The 20,475-nt window shown below is 60.2% G+C and carries 18 protein-coding genes; 10 read left to right on the top strand and 8 right to left on the bottom strand.

Annotated elements, in window-relative coordinates:
- Positions 1-48 precede the first annotated feature (48 nt).
- Together lipB and lipA are read left to right on the top strand one after the other, a co-directional pair.
- Positions 49-726, top strand: coding sequence for a lipoyl(octanoyl) transferase LipB (lipB, locus tag G5195_RS06145; protein WP_216953013.1), 678 nt, complete (start codon positions 49-51; stop codon positions 724-726).
- Positions 723-1,688 (top strand): lipoyl synthase, encoded by a 966-nt coding sequence (gene lipA / locus G5195_RS06140; RefSeq protein WP_139740976.1) that lies wholly within the window; start codon positions 723-725, stop codon positions 1,686-1,688. Before lipB ends, lipA begins: the two co-directional genes overlap by 4 nt.
- Positions 1,689-1,794: 106 nt before the next feature.
- Here the strand turns inward: lipA and G5195_RS06135 are convergent, their stop codons facing one another.
- Both G5195_RS06135 and G5195_RS06130 read right to left on the bottom strand, forming a co-directional pair.
- A complete protein-coding gene (locus tag G5195_RS06135) occupies positions 1,795-2,355 on the bottom strand; it encodes an NUDIX domain-containing protein (protein WP_227342061.1) in 561 nt (186 codons plus the stop codon).
- Between the two features lie 7 nt (positions 2,356-2,362).
- Positions 2,363-3,163, bottom strand: coding sequence for a DUF2989 domain-containing protein (locus G5195_RS06130; protein WP_421235953.1), 801 nt, complete (start codon positions 3,161-3,163; stop codon positions 2,363-2,365).
- 211 nt (positions 3,164-3,374) lie between these two features.
- Here G5195_RS06130 and G5195_RS06125 point away from each other — a divergent pair, with 211 nt between their 5' ends.
- Together G5195_RS06125 and G5195_RS06120 are read left to right on the top strand one after the other, a co-directional pair.
- On the top strand, positions 3,375-4,808 hold the full coding sequence (locus tag G5195_RS06125) for a glyceraldehyde-3-phosphate dehydrogenase (protein ID WP_421221871.1): 1,434 nt from the start codon (positions 3,375-3,377) through the stop codon (positions 4,806-4,808).
- A gap of 63 nt (positions 4,809-4,871) precedes the next feature.
- Positions 4,872-5,165: a YeaC family protein gene (locus tag G5195_RS06120; RefSeq protein ID WP_042061025.1), complete on the top strand. Its 294-nt coding sequence runs from the start codon at positions 4,872-4,874 to the stop codon at positions 5,163-5,165.
- Between the two features lie 262 nt (positions 5,166-5,427).
- On the opposite strand, the gene ansA is transcribed toward G5195_RS06120, so the two are convergent.
- Positions 5,428-6,435 carry an asparaginase gene (ansA, locus tag G5195_RS06115; RefSeq protein WP_421235952.1) on the bottom strand — a complete coding sequence of 336 codons (1,008 nt, stop codon included), beginning with the start codon at positions 6,433-6,435 and terminating at the stop codon, positions 5,428-5,430.
- Positions 6,436-6,881: 446 nt separating this feature from the next.
- Between ansA and gltS the strand changes: the two genes are divergently transcribed.
- Positions 6,882-8,081 (top strand): sodium/glutamate symporter, encoded by a 1,200-nt coding sequence (gltS, locus tag G5195_RS06110; protein ID WP_108614086.1) that lies wholly within the window; start codon positions 6,882-6,884, stop codon positions 8,079-8,081.
- Between the two features lie 231 nt (positions 8,082-8,312).
- Here gltS and G5195_RS06105 read toward each other — a convergent pair whose 3' ends face one another.
- On the bottom strand, positions 8,313-10,184 hold the full coding sequence (locus G5195_RS06105) for a methyl-accepting chemotaxis protein (protein ID WP_201946356.1): 1,872 nt from the start codon (positions 10,182-10,184) through the stop codon (positions 8,313-8,315).
- Positions 10,185-10,440: 256 nt separating this feature from the next.
- Here G5195_RS06105 and prfB point away from each other — a divergent pair.
- Positions 10,441-11,539 (top strand): peptide chain release factor 2 gene (gene prfB / locus G5195_RS06100; RefSeq protein ID WP_100645262.1). Its coding sequence is split into 2 segments (ribosomal slippage): positions 10,441-10,515 and positions 10,517-11,539, totalling 1,098 coding nucleotides; the frame shifts between segments, so codons are not numbered across the junction.
- A gap of 16 nt (positions 11,540-11,555) precedes the next feature.
- Positions 11,556-13,091 carry a lysine--tRNA ligase gene (gene lysS / locus G5195_RS06095; RefSeq protein WP_005335201.1) on the top strand — a complete coding sequence of 512 codons (1,536 nt, stop codon included), beginning with the start codon at positions 11,556-11,558 and terminating at the stop codon, positions 13,089-13,091.
- A 133-nt stretch (positions 13,092-13,224) separates the two neighbouring features.
- Here lysS and G5195_RS06090 read toward each other — a convergent pair whose 3' ends face one another.
- Positions 13,225-14,028 (bottom strand): PhzF family phenazine biosynthesis protein, encoded by an 804-nt coding sequence (locus G5195_RS06090; RefSeq protein WP_216953010.1) that lies wholly within the window; start codon positions 14,026-14,028, stop codon positions 13,225-13,227.
- 189 nt (positions 14,029-14,217) lie between these two features.
- Between G5195_RS06090 and G5195_RS06085 the strand changes: the two genes are divergently transcribed.
- Genes G5195_RS06085 through G5195_RS06075 form a run of 3 tightly spaced genes read left to right on the top strand, consistent with a single transcriptional unit; the run spans position 14,218 to position 18,516 of the window.
- Positions 14,218-16,008 (top strand): assimilatory sulfite reductase (NADPH) flavoprotein subunit, encoded by a 1,791-nt coding sequence (locus G5195_RS06085; RefSeq protein ID WP_421235951.1) that lies wholly within the window; start codon positions 14,218-14,220, stop codon positions 16,006-16,008.
- The gene (cysI, locus tag G5195_RS06080; RefSeq protein WP_421235950.1) at positions 16,008-17,732 is read left to right on the top strand and encodes an assimilatory sulfite reductase (NADPH) hemoprotein subunit; all 1,725 of its coding nucleotides are present in this window, start codon (positions 16,008-16,010) and stop codon (positions 17,730-17,732) included. Before G5195_RS06085 ends, cysI begins: the two co-directional genes overlap by 1 nt.
- Positions 17,722-18,516 carry a phosphoadenylyl-sulfate reductase gene (locus G5195_RS06075; RefSeq protein ID WP_421235949.1) on the top strand — a complete coding sequence of 265 codons (795 nt, stop codon included), beginning with the start codon at positions 17,722-17,724 and terminating at the stop codon, positions 18,514-18,516. The genes cysI and G5195_RS06075 overlap by 11 nt, the downstream gene beginning before the upstream one ends.
- A gap of 79 nt (positions 18,517-18,595) precedes the next feature.
- On the opposite strand, the gene folA is transcribed toward G5195_RS06075, so the two are convergent.
- From folA to G5195_RS06060, 3 genes are read right to left on the bottom strand one after another with little or no spacing between them, the layout of a single operon-like run.
- A complete protein-coding gene (gene folA, locus G5195_RS06070; RefSeq protein WP_309506834.1) occupies positions 18,596-19,087 on the bottom strand; it encodes a type 3 dihydrofolate reductase in 492 nt (163 codons plus the stop codon).
- An 18-nt stretch (positions 19,088-19,105) separates the two neighbouring features.
- Complete coding sequence (locus G5195_RS06065) at positions 19,106-19,573, bottom strand: threonine/serine exporter family protein (RefSeq protein ID WP_026035076.1); 468 nt, start codon at positions 19,571-19,573, stop codon at positions 19,106-19,108.
- The gene (locus tag G5195_RS06060) at positions 19,570-20,367 is read right to left on the bottom strand and encodes a threonine/serine exporter family protein (RefSeq protein ID WP_421213134.1); all 798 of its coding nucleotides are present in this window, start codon (positions 20,365-20,367) and stop codon (positions 19,570-19,572) included. Before G5195_RS06060 ends, G5195_RS06065 begins: the two co-directional genes overlap by 4 nt.
- Between the last annotated feature and the right edge of the window lie 108 nt (positions 20,368-20,475).

Here is a 20,475-nt window from a genome sequence, read left to right as displayed (position 1 = left end):
CGTTCTGCGGGGCGACTGTTTTTGGCCGCAGCACGCCACGAGGACACCATGTCATCCCAGATCCCCGCTCAGCACAGCCTGATAGTCAGGCAGCTGGGTCGCCGCCCCTACCAGCCGGTATGGGACGCCATGAAAGCCTTCACCGACAACCGCACCAGCGACACCCCGGACGAGTTCTGGGTGGTCGAACATGACCCCGTCTACACCCAGGGCCAGGCCGGCAAGGCCGAACACCTGCTCAATCCGGGCAATATCCCGGTGGTGCAGAGCGATCGCGGCGGTCAGGTGACCTATCACGGCCCGGGCCAGCTGGTGCTCTACGTCCTGGTGGATGTCCGCCGCTGCAAATTCTCGGTGCGCGAGCTGGTGACCGCGCTGGAAACAGCCATCATCAACACCCTGGCCAAAAGCAATATCCAGGCCTATGCCAAGGCAGATGCCCCCGGGGTCTATGTGAAAAATGACCTTGGCATGGAGGCCAAACTGGCCTCGCTGGGACTGCGCATCCGCAAGGGGTGCTCGTTCCACGGGCTGGCCCTCAACATCAACATGGACATGACCCCCTTCCTGCACATCAATCCGTGCGGCTATGCGGGCATGGCCATGACCCAGACCAGCGCCCTGGGCGGCCCGCAGAGCGTGGCCGAGGCGCAATCCATTCTGGTGGCCGAACTGGCCAGCCTGATTGGCTATCAGACAATAACAAACACCGAGAGTGAATCATGAGCAAACCCGTTCGTATGGAGCCGGGCGTCAAGCTGCGCGATGGCGACAAGATGGCCCTGATCCCGGTGAAATTCATGCCGGATCCCAACGAAGAAATCCTTCGCAAGCCGGACTGGATGCGGATCAAACTCCCCCCTTCCAGCCAGAAGATCGAACACATCAAGAGCACCTTGCGCAAGAACAAGCTGCACTCGGTCTGTGAAGAGGCTTCCTGCCCCAACCTGGCGGAGTGTTTCAACCACGGCACGGCCACCTTCATGATCATGGGCGCGATCTGCACCCGTCGCTGCCCCTTCTGCGACGTGGCCCACGGCCGCCCGCTGGCACTCGATCCGGAAGAACCGAAGAAGCTGGCGCTGACCATCAAGGAGATGAACCTCAAGTATGTGGTGATCACCTCGGTGGACCGCGACGATCTGCGCGACGGCGGTGCCCAGCACTTCGCCGACTGCATCCGCGAGATCCGCGAGCACAGCCCGCAGACCCGCATCGAGATCCTGACCCCGGACTTCCGTGGCCGGATGGAGCAGGCCCTTGAGGTGTTCCGCGAAACGCCGCCGGACGTCTTCAACCACAACCTGGAAACTGCGCCGCGCATGTATCGCGTCGCTCGCCCGGGTGCCGACTACAAGTGGTCGCTGGAGCTGCTGCGCCGTATCAAGGAGATGCACCCCCATGTACCGACCAAGTCCGGTCTGATGATGGGCCTTGGCGAGACCAACGAAGAGATCGTCGAGGTGCTCAAGGATCTACGCGCTCACGGCGTCAACATGCTGACCCTGGGTCAGTATCTGCAGCCAAGCCGCCACCACCTGCCGGTCAAGCGCTACGTGCCGCCAGCAGAGTTTGACGAGCTGAAAGATGTCGCCATGGAGCTGGGCTTTACCCACGCCGCCTGCGGTCCTTTCGTGCGCTCCTCCTATCACGCGGATCTGCAAGCCAAGGGCGAAGAGGTCAAGTAACCTCGCACGATAGAGCGGCCAGTAACCGCCACCCTCGCAATGAGAAAGAGCGCCTATTGGCGCTCTTTCTGTTGGTGTCACTGACCGTTGCAGCTTGATCTACTCATCAGCCGTGGTCGAAGACCCCCTGCTGATGCCAGCGTTGCAACTGGGCCAGCACCCGGGTCTCTCGCGCCGTCCACTGGGGACAGGGCCCCGCCAGCTGGGTCTTGTTGGTCTGCAGCGCTTCGTCGAGGCCAAACCAGCCGGGCACGAAGCCAAGGCGGATCTCGTAGGGCTGTGGCTGTGGCTCCACCAGTTGATCACCAATCCGGCACAAGTAGTACAGCGAGCGGATGCAGTAGGCATCGAACCCCGGCTCGCGGGCGGCGCGGTATTCCCGGGTCTCGCCAAGCAGGGTCCCTACTTCCAGCAACTCGGCACCGCACTCCTCCTTCAGCTCGCGGGCCAGCGCCACATGGTGGTTTTCCCCCGCTTCAACGCCGCCGCCAGGAAACATCAGATCACCGTTGACCCGGGAGTGGACCAGCAGCAACTCGTCGCCACGGAGTACTACGGCACGTACCGTAAGGCGTTCCAGGGTATGGCCATCGGTGATCACCTCGCCATGGACAAACGAGAGGGAAAAAGGTGCGGGCCAGCAGCTGGCCGGGGATAGTGCAATCATCAGAGCCTCAGTGCCGATAGCTGCCATGTTTCAGTTGATCGACTATTTCAGCCGCTCGCACGTCGTAGGCATCCTGATCTGTTTTGCTCAGGGTGTGATAAATACCAAAACGCCTGGCAGAGACCTCTGGCGCATCCTGAAAAGACTCACTCACCTTGCCCCACAGATAGGCCAGCCCGTACTGCTTCTGGCCCATATAGAGGGTGCTGAGGGAGGTGAGCAGGCGGCTGTTTATCTTGTCACCTTCCCGATAGAGGGAGAGGCCGTGATGCATGATGGAAATAGCTTTCTCGGGGTCGCTCTTGGCGTAGGCTCCGCCAAGGGCCAGCTGAAGTTCCGGTTCGTCGAGCACCTTGTTACCTTCCAGCGCCATAAACTGCTGACGGGCCAGCTCGTTGGTGTTGTTGGTCCAGTGCCAGAGCAGCAAGTAGGGATCCTGCGAGTTGCGGGTGGCCACATCGAGCTGGGCCAACTGTTCGCCAGCCGCCAGCATCCCCTCCACCCGTGGGCTCTTCTGCTCGCGGGCATTCTTATACTCGATGTTGGTAGAGCGCTCGGCACACTTAAGATAGCGCTCAAGGTTGCGCATCAGCTCGTACTTGCGCCGATCCGTCCCCTCCTCCTTGAGATAGAAGCGACTGCGGATCACATCGGTACGCTCGTAGCGACACCAGCCATCGTCCACCAGATCCTGGCAGAGCTCGGGATGATTGCCACAGATGTTGTGGATCCGATCGTCATTGCAGCCAGCTACGGCAAGGCCGACTGAAAGCATGATGAAGGTCTGTCGCAGGGGGAAATTGGCCATGATTCACATCTTGTTGGTAACGCGGGTTGGTAACAACTGAAGCCTCTGTCGGCCACCACCGGCTAGCAAACCGGTTACATATCCATTACAATGCGCGCGCCATATAAGGCCGCGATTGCAGAATAATATAACGAAATATAGACCCCTACACTGATCTGCATTCGACGAATTTTCTATTTACACCAACAACGTGAAATAAAGGATCTGGTCAATGACCCACGAGCACTACTTGCAAGCGTGGCAGGAGAGCCAGGAGCTCGCCGAAGCCATGCAGCCCTTGATTGGTCGCCTCTACCGACAACAAGGGGTCGAGATCACCCTCTACGGCCGCCCGCTGCAAAACGCCTCCACCATCGATATCCTCAAGGCCCACCGGGTCGTCCGCCGCCACCAGGGCGCGCCCCTCCCCATCCAGCAAAGCTTCCCCCTGCTTCAGGCCATCGTGACCCTCAAACCCACCGCAGCCGAGGTTGACCTTGGCAAGCTGGCAGTCGGCTACTGGCAGGATCATCAGGATGAAGCGGGGATCGAGGACTATCTGCAAGCGCGACTGGCACCGGCCCTTGGCCGCAACCAGATGCCGCAACCGACCGACGTGGTGCTCTACGGCTTTGGCCGTATCGGCCGCCTGCTGGCCCGCCTGCTGATCGAGCGCACCGGCGCTGCCAATCCGCTGCGCCTGCGCGCCATCGTGGTACGCGGTGGTCGCGACGGGGATCTGGAAAAACGCGCCAGCCTGCTGCGCCGCGACTCGGTACACGGTCCCTTCAATGGCTCCATCGAGGTGGATGTGGAGCGCAGCGCCATCATCGCCAACGGCACCTTCATTCAGGTGATCTACGCCAATAGCCCGGCTGACATCGACTACACAGCTTACGGCATTCACGATGCGCTGATCGTCGACAACACCGGGGTCTGGCGCGATGAGGCTGGCCTCTCCGAGCACCTGAAAGCGCGCGGTGCTGGCAAGGTGCTGCTGACCGCCCCCGGCAAGGGGGAGATGAAGAACGTGGTGTTCGGGGTTAACCATGAGGTGATAGGCCCGGATGACAGGATCATCTCCGCCGCCTCCTGTACCACCAACGCCATCACCCCGGTGCTCAAGGTAATGCAGGAGCGGTTCGGCATCCGCCACGGCCACGTGGAGACGGTCCACTCCTACACCAACGATCAGAACCTCATCGACAACTACCACAAAGGCGAGCGCCGCGGTCGCAGCGCGGCCCTCAATATGGTGATGACCAGCACCGGCGCCGCCAAGGCGGTGGCCAAGGCGCTGCCGGAACTCAAGGGCAAGCTGACCGGCAACGCCATCCGGGTGCCGACCCCCAATGTCTCGCTGGCAATTATCAACCTGTCGCTGGAGCAGGCCACCGATCGGGAGAGCCTCAACGCCTATCTGCAGCAGATGGCGCTAAGCTCGGCCCTGCACCGCCAGATCGACTTCAGCGCCAGTACCGAGCTGGTCTCCTCCGACATGGTAGGTTCCCGTTATGCGGGCATCGTCGACTCCCAGGCGACCATCGCCGAGGGGGATCACTGTGTGCTCTACGTATGGTATGACAACGAGTTCGGGTACAGTTGTCAGGTAGTGCGGGTGATGGAGCAGATGGCTGGCGTAGTCCGCCAGGATCTGCCTGCATAGCCCGCCAGGATCTGCCGGGCTGACCCCGAAGTTTATGGCTCAATAGTTCAAGGAGAAGGCCGGATGTCGTTTCAACAGGGTGAGTTTTTGCAAGCAATCAGGCAGATGCCACAAGAGGTGTACGAGCGGCTCAAGACCGCAGTCGAGCTGGGCAAGTGGCCCGATGGCAAGCCCCTCACCGACGAGCAGAAAGCCACCTCCCTGCAAGCCGTGATGGCCTGGCAGGCGATGCATCTCGACAATCCCGAACATATGAACATAGGTCGTGACGGCGAAATCGTGATGAAGAGCAAGAGCGAACTCAAGCGTCAGTATCGCGATGAGGAAGAGATAGTGCGGGTCGACCTCAACCACTGAGTCTTACCCGGCAGGCCGCTCGCGGCGGCCACAACAGAGAGGGGAGCCATGATGGCTCCCCTCTTTTTTCCTATCGATGCCGGGTGACTCATCCCCCTCATCCCCAACCCTTCTCCCGCCAGGGGGAGAAGGGAGCAGGCTCGCACCTGCGAACAGTGAACGGGCCACCTGCCAACGCTCTTCATGGCAAGCCTCGTGGCCAACAGCATCTCGCTCTATCCCCTCTCCCGCCGGGAGAGGGTTAGGGTGAGGGCCGTATCGCTTAGGGAGTCAGCTCCCCACGCAGGGACTGCTGCATCAGCTCGCGAATGCGGTGGGATGGTAAATCCTGGCTCAGCAGGAAGTGCAGCTTGGTGAGCGCCGCTTCGGCGGTCATGTCAAAGCCCGAGATCACCCCGGCCCGCGACAGGGCATTGCCGGTGGCATAGCCCCCCATATTGACCTTGCCGTGCAGGCACTGGCTCAGGTTGACGATGATGACGCCGCGGGCCGAAGCCTCGGAGAGCAGCGCCAGCATGGCCGGGTTTTGCGGCGCATTGCCGACCCCGAATGACAGCAGGATCAGCGCCTTCACCGGCTGTTGCAGGATGTTGGCGATCACCTCGCTGGAGATCCCCGGATAGAGGGTCACCACGCCGATCGGCTGGGGGGTGATGTCGTGCAGCACCAGCGGCCGCGCGGAGGGCAAGCCCAGCTCGCCCGCCTCCAGCGAGATGGCGATCCCGGCATTGAGCAGCGGCGGATAGTTGGGGGAGTCGAAGGCGTGGAAGCCGTCTGCATGCACCTTCTTGCTGCGGTTGCCGCGATAGAGCTGGTTGTTGAAGAACAGCGTCACCTCGTGGATCGGGTAGTTGGCCGCGATATAGAGGGCGTTGAGCAGATTCTGCTGACCGTCGGAGCGCAACTCGGCCAACGGGATCTGGGAGCCGGTGATGATGACCGGCTTGTGCAGATCTTCCAGCATGAAGGAGAGCGCCGAGGCGGTGAACGACATGGTGTCGGTGCCGTGCAGGATCACGAAACCATCGTATTTCTCGTAGTTGTCGCGAATATCCTCGGCGATGCGCTGCCAATCCGCCGGGGTCATGTCGGAGGAGTCGATGAGGGGCGCATATTCGTGGATATGGTAATCCGGCATCTCGGGGCGGTGGAACTCGGGCATCCGCGCCAGACAGTCTTCCATAAAGCCCGCCATCGGCACGTAGCCGTGATCGGAACGCTGCATCCCAATGGTGCCGCCTGTGTAGGCAATGTAGATAGACTTCTTCACACCCTCTCCTCTTGATGAAGTGAACACCGCCGGAACATGAACCATGTCGGGGTGAACCACAATGTCAACGCCCGCCAGCGCCTCTGCGTGCAGCGGAAACCGGCGAATTATAGAGACTGGCGCCCCAAATGACAGCCGTTCCATGCACCCTTTTCGGCTTTTCTGCCCTCTACCTACATAGTGCTAAATGTCACAATAAACCACTAAAACGAGCATTAATACGACAAAGATGGAATTAAACGATGCTTTTTGCTACAATCCGCCGGATTTTACTAAAATCTCATCTGGATGCCTGAGCATTTCAGGCCCGCACAAGCCCCATCTTTCCTGGGGCGGGGAGATGTTTCCCCTTCTTTGTTGGCGCATGAGCCACACTGTTTTCATCCCGGCTGAATCTGTAAGTCTTTTGCTATGAAAGACACAGCCAATCAACATGGGAGTACTGAATGTTACAACTTGATTCCTACGCAACGCTGGTCGCTGCCACTCTGGTATTGCTGCTTGGCCGGGTGTTGGTTACCCGAGTCGGGCTGCTGCGTACCTTCAACATCCCCAAACCGGTAGCCGGCGGCCTGGTGGTCGCGCTGGTACTGCTGCTGCTGCGCTCCACCCTGCAGATGGAGCTGCAATTTGATACCAGCCTGCAAACCCCGCTGATGCTGGCCTTCTTCGCCTCCATCGGTCTCTCCGCCGATCTCGCCAGCCTGAAACGCGGCGGCAAGGCGGTGGTTACCTTCCTGATGGTGGTCACCGGCCTGCTGCTGGTGCAGAACAGTCTGGGTGTCGGTCTGGCGACCCTGCTCGGTCTAGATCCCCATATGGGGCTGCTGGCCGGCTCCATCACTCTCTCCGGCGGCCACGGCACCGGGGCGGCCTGGAGTGCCACCTTCTCCGAGAAGTACGGCGTGCAATCCGCTGCCGAACTCGCCATCGCCTGCGCCACCTTCGGTCTGGTGCTGGGCGGCCTGATCGGTGGCCCGGTGGCTCGCTATCTGGTGAAGAAAGTGCAGGTGCCCGGTGAGGAGCACAATCAGGATGAGGCCCCCCAGGGCTTCGAAATGCCAGATATGGAGCGCCCCCTCACCACTTTCAGCGTTATCGAAACGCTGGCATTGATAGCCATCAGCCTCAAGGGTGGCGAGCTGCTCTCGGCCTCTCTCAAAGGGGGCGCCTTCGAGCTGCCGATCTTTGTCTGCGTGCTGTTTGTCGGCGTGCTGCTGCGCAACGTCCTGACCCTGCTGAACTGGCATGAGGTGAGCGATCGCGAGGTCTCCCTGCTGGGCAACGTCAGCCTGTCGCTGTTCCTCGCCATGGCACTGATGAGCCTGAAATTGTGGGATCTGGCCAGCCTGGCCCTGCCCATCTTCATTCTGCTGGCCGCCCAGACCGTGGCAATGGCGCTCTACGCCATCTTCGTCACCTTCCGGGTCATGGGCAGCAACTATGATGCAGCCGTGCTGGCGGCAGGTCACTGCGGCTTTGGCCTCGGGGCCACCCCGACCGCCATCGCCAACATGCAGGCCATCACCCAGCGCTTCGGACCCTCCCACCTGGCGTTTCTGGTGGTGCCCATGGTGGGCGCCTTCTTTATCGACATCATCAACGCCATGGTGATCAAGCTGTTTATGGCGATGCCATTCCTGTAATTCCCTTTCCGTCAGACGTATATGATCAGAGCCCACCTTTCGGTGGGCTCTTTGTTTGTTATCGACTCGCCAGGTGACGCAGGCAGAGCCGGGGCTCGTATCCGCCACCAGGGTGACCCGCGAGCAACCCGGAATCCCTATATCCCGCACTTCCCCGAACAACAAAAAGCCCCGCACTCGACAGAGGGCGGGGCTTTTTTATCTCAGCCGGAACAGGCCGAGAGTTGCACCTTACAGGATAAAGGTCGACACCTGCTGGTTAAGGTCAGCTGCCCGTCCCTTGAGACTCTGGGCCTGATCCAGATCGCGCATGGCGGCGGCGGTGATCTCGTCACTCACATCCTTGATGGCGGTGGTGTTCTGGGTGATCTCGCCGGTCACCTGGGTCTGCTCCTCAGCGGCAGTGGCGATCTGGCCCGCCATGTCGGAGATGAGGGAGATGGCACTGGTGATCTCTTCCAGTGCGCGCACCGCCTGATCCGCATCCTGCACGCTGTTGTCCGCCAGCCCCTGACTGGTCTGCATCAGGCTCACCGCGCGGGCGGTGGTCTGTTGCAGGGTCTCGATGGTGGACTGGATCTGCTGGGTGGAGTCCTGAGTACGGCGAGACAGTACCCGCACCTCGTCAGCCACCACCGCAAAACCACGACCCTGCTCACCGGCGCGGGCCGCTTCAATGGCCGCGTTCAACGCCAGCAGGTTGGTCTGCTCGGCAATCCCCTGAATGGTGGAGAGGATGCTGGTGATGGCCTGCGCGTGACGGCTCAGCTCGCCGATCACCTCGGTCGCCTGCCCCACCTCTTCAGCCAGACCATTGATGGACTGGCGGGTCTTGTTCACCAGCATCTTGCCCTGCTCACTGCTCTGGGCAGATTGCTGGGCAGCGGCGGCGGTGTTCTCGGCGTTGCCGGCGATCTCCATGGTGGCGCTCGCCATCTCGGTGACCGCAGTGGCGACCATGGTCACCTCCTGCTGCTGACGCTGCAGCTCGTCCACCGCGGCCTGGTTGGTCACCAGACTGCGCTCGGCATCGGCGTTCAGCTCGTTGGCCAGCTGGCGGATATTACCGATCAGCTGGTGCTGGCTGCCGACGAAGCGGTTGAAGCTGTTCGCCAGCTGACCCACTTCATCGTTGGCATCGATCTTGATGCGCTGGGTCAGATCGCCGTTACCATCGGCAATGCGTGCCAGTGCCTGGGAGACCTTGCTGAGCGGGCCCAGCAGCATGCTGACCAGCCAGGAGATAGCGAGGATACTGCCCACCAGCACCAGCAGCGCCATGCCCAGCTGGGTCATCAGCAGGGAGGAGAGCGGCGCTTCCAGCGCGGCCTTGTCCAGCACCAACACGAGTTCCCAGTCGGTGTCGGGGATATCGACCGCCCACAGCAGCTTGTCACGTCCTTCGTTGTCGAAGTAGGCCGCCACCAGACCGTTGCTGGCCTTGCTCTGCTCGATCAGCGCATTGGTCAGATCGTTGTCGATCTCGGTGGCCGGTTTCATCGCCTTGGCGGCATCCTTGTAGGCGATGATGGTGCCGTCTTTGTGCATCATGATGGCAAAACCATCGGCCGGCAGCTTCATCTTGGTGACGTCCTCCACCAGCGAGGCGATGGAGAGGTCACCACCGACTACCCCGCCAGAAACCGGCTGGGCCAGGGTCACCACCATGATGTTGTAAGCCACGTCGAGATAGGGCTTGGTGACAATCAGGCCGCCCTTGCCCATTGCTTCCTGATACCAGCCACGGGAGCGCGGGTCGTAGCCATCGCGGTTGATGGAGGGATCGGAGTCATTCATCTTGCCGCTGCTCTCACCGAAATAGGTGAGCTGGAAACGGCCGGAAACTTGTGCCTGTTGCAAGGCATTGAGGGGGTCGACACCGGCCTTGTTGCCAAGCGCCTGAATGACGTCGCGACGGGCGGCGAGCCAGTCGCTGACACGCTCGGCCTGCTGGGTGCCCAACCGCTGCAACTGCTCCTGGCTGCCTTGCAGCAATAGACTCTTCTGGCTGCTATAGCTCTGCCAGGAGAGCAACGAGATCACCAGCGAAAGGGCGATCACCACTGACAACAGTATCTTCTGCTTGAGTGACAGGTTTTTCATCATGTGTTCTTCTTATTGAGGTGAGGAGCGGGTTTTTCCCTAAATTGCACAACACTACACGTAGTCATTAGCGACCCGAATGGCCAAAACTGAACCTGAAAATGGGTCGGCGGGCGATATTTTCTACCGAGGTGGAGAAAAGTGCACCAGAAATTGACGGCATGAGCCGCACAAGCCAAGGCAACCCTGTTTATTCCTTCCACAATTGGCTAGAATATCCCGTTTTTAAATCACATCGACCCTGAGAGTTTTCACGATGTTCGAAGTTAATCCCGTATTAAATAAACTTAAGGAGCTGTCTGAGCGGACCGAGCTTCTTAGGGGGTACCTTTGACTATGACGCCAAGAAAGAGCGTCTAGAAGAGGTCAACGCCGAGCTGGAACAGCCGGACGTATGGAATGAACCCGAGCGCGCACAGGCGCTGGGCAAAGAGCGCGTCGCGCTGGAAAACGTGGTCGGCACCATCGACACCCTGACCCAGGGCGTGGATGACGTCGAGATGCTGGTGAGCCTGGCCGTGGAAGGAGAAGACGAAGAGACCTTCAACGAAGCTATCGCCGAATCCGAGCAACTGGAAGCCAAGCTGGTGGACCTCGAGTTCCGCCGCATGTTCTCCGGTCAGCACGACGGCTCCGACTGCTATATCGATATTCAATCCGGCTCCGGTGGTACCGAAGCGCAGGATTGGGCCAACATGGTGCTGCGCATGTACCTGCGCTGGGGCGATGCCCACGGCTACAAGCCCGAGCTGATTGAATGCTCCGAAGGCGACGTGGCCGGCATCAAATCCGCCACCATCAAGTTCACCGGCGAATATGCATTCGGCTGGCTGCGTACCGAAACCGGCGTACACCGTCTGGTTCGCAAGTCTCCGTTCGATTCCGGTGGCCGCCGTCACACCTCCTTCTGTTCTGTGTTCGTCTACCCCGAGATCGACGACGATATCGATATCGAGATCAACCCGGCGGATCTGCGGATCGACGTCTACCGTGCCTCCGGTGCCGGTGGTCAGCACGTTAACCGAACCGAATCCGCGGTACGTATTACCCACGTTCCGACCGGTGTCGTGGTACAGTGCCAGAACGACCGTTCCCAGCACAAAAACAAAGACCAGTGTATGAAGCAGCTGAAAGCCAAGCTCTACGAGCTGGAAATTCAGAAGCAGAACGCTGAGAAACAAGCCCTGGAAGAGACCAAGTCTGATATCGGTTGGGGCAGCCAGATCCGTTCCTATGTGCTGGATGACTCCCGTATCAAGGATCTGCGCACCGGCGTCGAAACCCGTAATACCCAATCGGTGCTCGACGGTGACTTGGACAAGTTTATCGAAGCCAGCCTGAAATCAGGTCTGTAAACAAGCAGGAATCACCATGTCTGAACAAACCATCACTCCGGAAGTCGACCAAACTCTCGAACTCAACAACGAGATGACCGAGCGTCGTTCCAAGCTGGCCGCCCTGCGCGCCCAGGGTAATCCTTTCCCCAACGACTTCCGTCGCGACAGCCTCTCTGGCGATCTGCACGCAGAGTTCGACGACAAAAGCGCCGAGGAGCTGACGAGCCTGGGTAAACGGGTGAAGATTGCCGGTCGCATCATGACCCGCCGGATCATGGGCAAGGCTTCTTTCGCCACCCTGCAGGACATGGCCGGCAAGATCCAGGTCTACGTCACCCGTGACGACCTGCCGGAAGGTTTCTACAACGAGCAGTTCAAGAAGTGGGATCTGGGCGACATCGTGGGTGTCGAAGGTACCCTGTTCAAGACCCAGACCGGTGAGCTCTCCGTTCACGTTTCCGATATCCGCCTGCTGACCAAGGCACTGCGTCCGCTGCCCGAGAAGCACAAAGGCCTGACCGACCAGGAAGCTCGCTGCCGCCAGCGCTACCTGGATCTGATCGCCAACGAAGAGTCCCGCAAGACCTTCATGATCCGCACCCAGGTGGTTGCCGGTATCCGTAAATTCTTCAATGAAAAGCGCTTCATGGAAGTGGAAACCCCGATGATGCAAGTCATCCCGGGTGGTGCCTCCGCGCGTCCGTTCGTCACTCACCACAATGCGCTGGACATCGATATGTACCTGCGTATCGCTCCGGAGCTCTACCTGAAGCGTCTGGTGGTCGGTGGTTTCGAGCGTGTCTACGAGATCAACCGCAACTTCCGTAACGAAGGTATCTCGGTTCGTCACAACCCCGAGTTCACCATGATCGAGTTCTACATGGCCTACGCCGACTACATCGATCTGATGGACCTGACCGAAGAGCTGCTGCGTACCCTGGCGCAGGACATTCTGGGCGACACCAAGATCCGTTACGCCAAAGAGGGCGAAGAGGGTCTGACCATCGATTTCGGTCAGCCGTTCCAGCGCCTCACCATGGTCGAGTCCATCCTGAAGTTCAACCCGGATGTAACTCTGGACGATCTGGCTACCCTCGAGAGCGCCAAGGCCGTTGCCAAGCGTCTGCATATCGAGCTGATGAAGGGCTGGGAGCTGGGCCACGTGATCACCGCGATCTTCGAAGAGACCGTGGAGCACATGCTGCTGCAACCGACCTTCATCACCGAGTACCCGGCAGCCGTTTCTCCGCTTGCCCGCCGCAACGACGTGAACCCGGACGTAACCGACCGCTTCGAATTCTTCATCGGTGGCCGCGAGCTGGCCAACGGCTTCTCCGAGCTTAACGATGCAGAAGACCAGGCCAAGCGCTTCCAGGATCAGGTTGATCAGAAAGAAGCAGGCGACGACGAAGCCATGTTCTACGACGCCGACTTCGTCACCGCACTGGAACACGGCCTGCCGCCGACTGCCGGTCAGGGTATCGGTATCGACCGTCTGGTCATGCTGTTCACCAACAGCCACACCATCCGCGACGTCATTCTGTTCCCGGCCCTGCGTCCGCAAAAGTAAGAGCCGCAGAAACAGGGCCACAGCAGCACAGCTGCCGTCCATGACAGTCAAAACGCCCCGCAACCACGGGGCGTTTTTTATGGCGGACACAAACCAGTGGCGAACCTTTAATACGCCGCCGACTTGCCACTTGTCAGGCCGGTGGCAGCAGCCACTCCCCCTGCCACAATGTGACGGCCTGACCGGCAATCAGTACCCGATCCTCCTGCAGTTCAAGCCGCAACTCACCACCACGGGCCGAAATCTGACGGGCCCGCAGTTGCCGTTTACCAAACCGTTCAGCCCAAAAGGACACCAGAGCGCAGTGGTTGGAACCAGTAACCGGATCCTCATCGACGCCCACCCAAGGGGCGAAATATCGGGAGACAAAGTCATGGTTCGAGTCGTTTGAGGGCGCCGTCACTATCACCCCCCGTCCCGGCAGGGCGCGCAGGGCATGGAAATCAGGCGAAATAGCGCGGATCTCCTCTTCACTTGCCAGCTCCAGCAAGAACTTGGCCCCGACCGCCAAGGTCTGTCGTGGCTGGCAACCAAGCGCGGCAGCATAGGCGGGATCCAGCGTCAGTGGCGTCAACGCGATACGTGGAAAATCGAGCCAAATCCACTCCCCTTCGCGCCGGGCCAGCAGCTCACCACTACGGGTCTCGAAGCGGATAGTCTCGTGTGCAGCGACCGCTCCTGTCTGCCACAACACATGAGCAGCCGCCAAGGTGCCATGACCGCAGAGATCAACCTCGACTTTCGGCGTGAACCAGCGTAACTGGTAATGGGCCCTGCCAAGTTGCACCAGAAAGGCCGTCTCGGAGAGATTGAACTCGGCCGCCATCGCCAACTGGCTGGCATCAGGCAGGGCTGCTCCCAATACGACCACCGCGGGATTGCCACCAAGGGGCTGCTGACTGAACGCATTGACATGAAACAATCGGATATTCGACATGGCACTTCCTGTGTTATCAAGTGGCTCTCATTTAACGCTCTTTATACCACGCCCCTCTTTTGCTGCGGGAACAGGCGTACCTCTGCCCCTTTAATGCATTAATAGAATAAAGAAGACATTTTTATTCTTTGTTGTTATCCAACACGCCCTTTAATCTGGCCAAAAATCAGACCATGGAAGACGCGTGTGATGCAATTGAAGGATTCCCCATTCAACCTCTCCCCCCTCTCTGACGAGCAGCAACGTCAGCTGGGCCAGGTACTCTCGACCCTCAATACCCAGCAACTGGCCTGGGTGAGCGGATATCTCTACGGCCTCTCCCAGAGTGGTCACCAGAACGTTGCTGCCAGCGCCGCCGTGGCTGCGCCCAGCGGCAGCCTGACCATTCTCTACGGCTCCCAGACCGGCAACGCCAAAGGCGTCGCTACTGCCATCAAGGCGCAGGCCGAAGCCCGTGGTCTACCGGCCACCCTAGCGTCGATGGCCGACTACAAACCCAAGCAGCTCAAGAAAGAAAGCCATCTGCTGGTGGTAGTGAGCACTTACGGGGAGGGTGAACCGCCGGAGAGCGCAGTCGATCTGTTCGAGCAGCTTAAAAAAGGCAAGATCGGCAAGCTGGACGGCCTCAAGTTCGCGGTGCTGGGGCTGGGTGACAGCTCCTACGAATTTTTCTGCCAGACCGGCAAAGATTTTGACAACTTCCTCGCCACCGCTGGAGCCGAGCGCATTTATGAGCTCGCGAGCCTCGATGTGGATTATCAGGATGCAGCCAAGTCGTGGGGCGAACAAGCGCTCAACGCCATTGCCACGACCCTCTCTACCGGTGCTGCCAGCAACAGCGTAGCCAGCGCGGTGCAGCAGGCGGTTGGCCACAGCCAGTACAGCAAGGAGAACCCCTTCCCTGCCCGCCTGTCGGTCAATCAGAAGATCACAGGCCGGGATTCCACCAAGGATATCCGCCATATCGAAATCAATCTGGCCGACTCCGGCCTCACCTATCAGCCGGGGGATGCCCTCGGTGTCTGGTTCGACAATGACGCCGAACTGGTGGGCGAAGTGCTGGCCCTGACCGGCCTCTCTGGCGATGAAGCCACGGCTCACGGCACCTTGCACGCCGCACTGACCGGTCACTTCGAACTGACCCGGCTGCACGGCGGCTTTATCACAGGGCTCGCTGACATATCGGACAACGCGGCGCTGAAAGACTTGGCCGGTGACCAGGCCCAGGTCAATGCACTGGTCGCCTCTGCCCAAGTGGTGGATGTGCTGAAACGCTTCCCGACCGCGCTCACGGCCGAGCAGCTGGTTGGCCTGCTGCGACCCCTCACCCCGCGCCTCTACTCCATCGCCTCCGCCCAGAGCGAAGTGGAAGAGGAGGTGCACCTGACCGTCGGCGTGGTGCGCTACCCGCAGGAAGATGGCACAGTGCGCTCTGGCGCCGCCTCCTCCTATCTGGCGGATCGGCTGATTGAGGATGGCGAGGTACGGGTATTCGTCGAGCACAACGACAACTTCCGCCTGCCGCAAAACCCCGACACCCCCGTCATCATGGTGGGCCCGGGCACCGGCATCGCCCCGTTCCGCGCCTTTATGCAGGAGCGGGAAGCCCAAGGTGCCGAGGGCAAGAACTGGCTCTTCTTCGGCAACCCCCACTTTACCCAGGATTTCCTCTATCAGGTGGAGTGGCAGCGTTATGTGAAATCGGGGCTGCTGTCGAAGATCTCCCTAGCCTTCAGCCGGGATCAGGCCAACAAGATTTATGTGCAGGATCGCCTGCGTGAAGCGGGCCAGGAGCTCTACCTGTGGCTGGAAGCAGGTGCTCACTTCTATGTGTGTGGCGACGCCAACAAGATGGCCAAGGATGTGCAGGAGGCCCTGCTGGAAGTGATTGCCGAACACGGCCACAAGAGCCGTGAGGAAGCAGAAGAGTATTTGAGCGAATTGCGTCGTGCCAAACGTTATCAAAGGGATGTCTATTGATGAGCAAACAACCTCTTTCTCACCCAAAAGCGGGACCGGTCGAAGGGCCGCTGGCCGACAACGAGCGCCTCAAGCGCGAGAGCAACTTCCTGCGCGGCACCATTGAGCAGGATCTGCAGGACCCGCTCACCGGCGGCTTCAACGGCGACAACTTCCAGCTTATCCGCTTTCACGGCATGTATCAGCAGGATGACCGTGACATCCGCCCGGAGCGCGCCGCCCAGAAGCTGGAGCCGCAGCACAACGTCATGTTGCGTGCCCGCCTGCCGGGTGGGATCATCACCCCGGCCCAGTGGCAGATCATCGACAAGTTCGCCGAAGAGCACAGCCTCTACGGCAGCATCCGCCTGACCACCCGTCAGACCTTCCAGTTCCACGGGGTATTGAAGCGCGACATCAAGCTGATGCACCAGACCCTTCACAGCACCGGCATCGACTCCATCGCCACCGCCGGCGACGTGAACCGCAACGTGCTATGCACCAGCAACCCGGTGGAGTCCGAGCTGCATCAGGAAGCCTACGAGTGGGCCAAGAAGATCTCCGAGCATCTGCTGCCCAAGACCCGCGCCTACGTGGAAATCTGGCTGGACGGTGAAAAACTGGGGCAGGATGAGGAGCCGATCCTGGGTTCCAACTACCTGCCGCGCAAATTCAAGACGACCGTGGTGATCCCGCCCCACAACGACGTGGATATCCACGCCAACGATCTCAACTTCGTGGCGATTGCCGAACACGGCAAGCTGGTAGGCTTCAACGTGCTGGTGGGCGGCGGCCTGGCCATGACCCACGGCGACACCAGCACCTACCCGCGCAAGGCGAGCGATTTTGGCTTTATTCCGCTCTCTCACGTGCTGGAGGTGGCCGCCGCCGTCGTCAGCACCCAGCGCGACTGGGGTAACCGGGTTAACCGCAAGAACGCCAAGACCAAGTACACCCTAGAGCGTGTCGGCGTCGAAGCGTTCAAGGCCGAGGTGGAGAGCCGAGCTGGCATCCAGTTCGGACCGGTTCGCCCCTATGAGTTCACCAGCCGGGGCGATCGCTTCGGTTGGGTCGAGGGGATCGACGGCAAGCACCACCTCACCCTGTTTATCGAGAATGGCCGCCTGCTGGACTTCCCGGGCAAGCCGCTCAAAACCGGCATGCTGGAGATCGCCAAGGTGCATCAGGGGGATTTTCGCCTGACCGCTAACCAGAACCTGATCATCGCCGGGGTACCTGCCAGCGAGAAGGCCCGCATCGAGGGGCTGGCGCGCCAGTACGGCCTGCTGGATGACGGCGTGAGCGAGCAGCGCAAGCAGTCCATGGCTTGTGTGGCCCTGCCCACCTGCCCGCTGGCGATGGCCGAGGCGGAGCGCATGCTGCCAGCGTTTGTCACCGACATCGAGGGCTTGCTCACCAAGCACGGCCTGGCGGATGACGCCATCATCTTCCGGGTCACCGGCTGCCCCAACGGCTGCGGCCGCGCCATGCTGGCGGAAGTGGGTCTGGTGGGCAAGGCGCCCGGCCGCTACAACCTCCATCTGGGGGGCAATCTGGAGGGGACCCGCATTCCGCGCCTCTATCAGGAGAACATCACCGAGCCGCAGATTTTGGCCGAACTCGACGTGCTTATCGGCCGCTGGGCCAAAGATCGCCACGCTGGCGAGTGCTTCGGTGACTTCGTCATTCGCGCCGGCATCATAGCCCCGGTCATCGACTCCGCGAGGGACTTCTATGCCGCTTAATCAGCCGCTTAATGTCACTGAAGATGGCCGCCTTGACCTGCAGGCACTGCTGACCCTCGGCCGTGAAGAGCAGGCCGAGGCACTGGCCCCCCTCAACCGGGAGCTGGATACCATGAGTGCCCCCGAGCGGGTGCGCTGGGCACTGGCCAATCTGCCGGGGGAGCATGTGCTCTCATCCAGCTTCGGCATTCAGGCGGCACTGATGCTCCATCTGGTGAGCCACGAGCGGGCCGACGTGCCGGTGGTGCTGACCGATACCGGTTATCTCTTCCCCGAGACCTACCGCTTTATCGACGAGCTGACCGAGCGCCTCGCACTCAACCTGAATATCTATCGGGCCGAGTTGTCACCGGCCTGGCAGGAGGCGCGATTTGGCCTCCTGTGGGAGCAGGGGGTAGAGGGGATCACCCGCTACAACCAGCTCAACAAGGTGGAGCCGATGGACCGTGCCCTGCGTGAGCTGGGGGCCCAGACCTGGTTCTCCGGCCTGCGCCGGGAGCAGTCCGGCAGCCGTGGCAAGCTGCCGGTGCTGGGCATCCAGCGCGGCCGCTTCAAGTTCCTGCCGGTGATCGACTGGAGCAACAAGGATGTCTTCTACTACTTCAAGGAGTTCGACCTCCCCTACCACCCGCTGTGGGAGCAGGGTTATCTCTCGGTGGGCGATATCCACACCACCGCCAAGTGGGAGCCGGGCATGAGCGAGGAGCAGACCCGCTTCTTCGGCCTCAAGCGCGAGTGCGGTTTGCACGAGGAAAATGGCGAGAACGACGGCTCAGGCATCTAATTCCATCTTGAAAACCCAACAGAACAACAAGGGCATCCGAAGATGCCCTTGTTGTTATTTGCAAATTAGCATTTGCCCGTCAGCGGCGCAGCCAGGTCTCGAAGCTATAAGGGTGCGGGTTCTTTTCATCGGCAGGGTGGCTCTCGCAATCAACGCGTTGCCAGTGGGCATCGTCAAAAGCGGGGAAACGGGTATCTCCCTCCACCGCCAGATCGATTTGCGTCAGATAGAGGCAATCCGCGCTCGGCAACATCTCGGCATAGAGATGACCACCACCGATCACCATCAACTCCTCCACCGAGCTGCCTGCCAACAGCGCCAGCGCCGCCTCGACGGAGCCCACCACCTCAATGCCCTCAGCCTGATAATCGGGATTGCGGCTGATCACCAGATTGCGCCGTCCGGGTAGCGGTCGACCGATGGATTCGAAGGTTTTGCGCCCCATCAATACCGGTTTACCGAGGGTGACACGCTTGAAGTGAGCCAGATCGGCAGGCAGATGCCAGGGCATCTGGTTGTCCTTGCCGATCACCCTATCGTGGGCCATGGCGGCAATCATGGAAATCTTCATGGGGCCTCTCACCGTCTGTCAGATTATGGGGCGGTTACGGTACACGACCAGAGAGGGGATCGCCAAACCGAAACTGAGGGCACCGACGATAAAGAGCGCCTTGAGGCCGTTCTCCACCGCACTCTGGATCAACTCCATGGTCACGCCATTGATGTTGAGCTCCACCACCGCAATCATGGTCTTGAACGCATAACTGCCCGGGATCATCGGAATGATGGAGGCAACGCTGAACACCGGACGCGGTGCCAGCAGACGGCGCGACCAGTAGACGCAGACAAAGCCGACCGTGGTCGCCGCCGCCAACGTCGCCCACTCGATGGGCATGCCGTAGTGGATCAGCAGGGTACGCAGGCTGTGGGCCAGCGCGCCGCCCATGGCGCAATATTTCAGCATCCGTGGTGGCACGTTGAACAGCATGGCAAACCCCACCGCCGGAATGGAGGACCAGAAGGCATCCTTGGCCAGTAGCCAGAGCAAATCCATCATACTTTCCACCCCCAGATACCGGTGACCGACATGGCCAAAATGATACCTATGGCGGCGCTGATGGTCAGCAGGGTCGCGGTTCCCCAGCGGGCCAGCCCCATGTTGAAGTAGCCCTTCACCATGTCGGAGACCGCATTGATCAGCGGAAAGCCCGGCACCAGCAGCAGCACGCTGGCCGCCATGGCGAGATAGGGCTGGTCACCCCAGTTGAAGAAGGTGGCGCTGGAGGAGAGCAAGGTGGCAATAAAGCCAGTGGCGGCAAAGTTGATGAGCGGGCTGTGGTGATGGCGGGCCATCAGCTGGCGCACCCGCATCGCGACGGCAGACGAGAAGCAGGTCACCAGGAAGATGGGCCAATCACCACCAAACAGCAGACTAAAGGCTCCACAGGAGAGCCCTACCATGGGCACCACCAGCCAGGGGTGATAATGGAAGGGGACAATGGCCTCGAGGCGCTGGCGCACTTCCCGTGCGCCGATCAGCTCTTTCTCCGCCATGATGCAGATCCGCTGGATTTCGCACACCACCTGCATGTTGATGCCATGTTCACGCACCCGCCGGGTAGTGGTGACACAGCTGCCCTGATAGAGACTGGTGAGCACAATGGCGCTCGACGAGATAGCCATTTCGACACTCTCCAACCCCAGCGCCATCCCCAGTCGCACCGTGGTCTGTTCGATGATCCGGCTCTCCGCCCCGAACTGGGCCAACAACTGACCCACCTTGACGATAATGCGGGTGATCTCTGTCTGTTGCTCCCGCGACAACACCCGTCTTGGTGTGATACTTCTCATAATCCCTTCGAGTCGTAGCAATAAAAATTTCGGCCATATTAGCCTAACTTTTACCGTTATTCATCCACCTCAATCACAACCTGACTAATAATTTATTACAAGAAGGAG

This window comes from Aeromonas sp. 601039, assembly GCF_049174415.1.
GTDB lineage: Bacteria > Pseudomonadota > Gammaproteobacteria > Enterobacterales > Aeromonadaceae > Aeromonas > Aeromonas veronii_A.
Note: the sequence above shows the minus strand (reverse complement) of the source record. Positions and strands in the feature narration are given on the sequence as shown.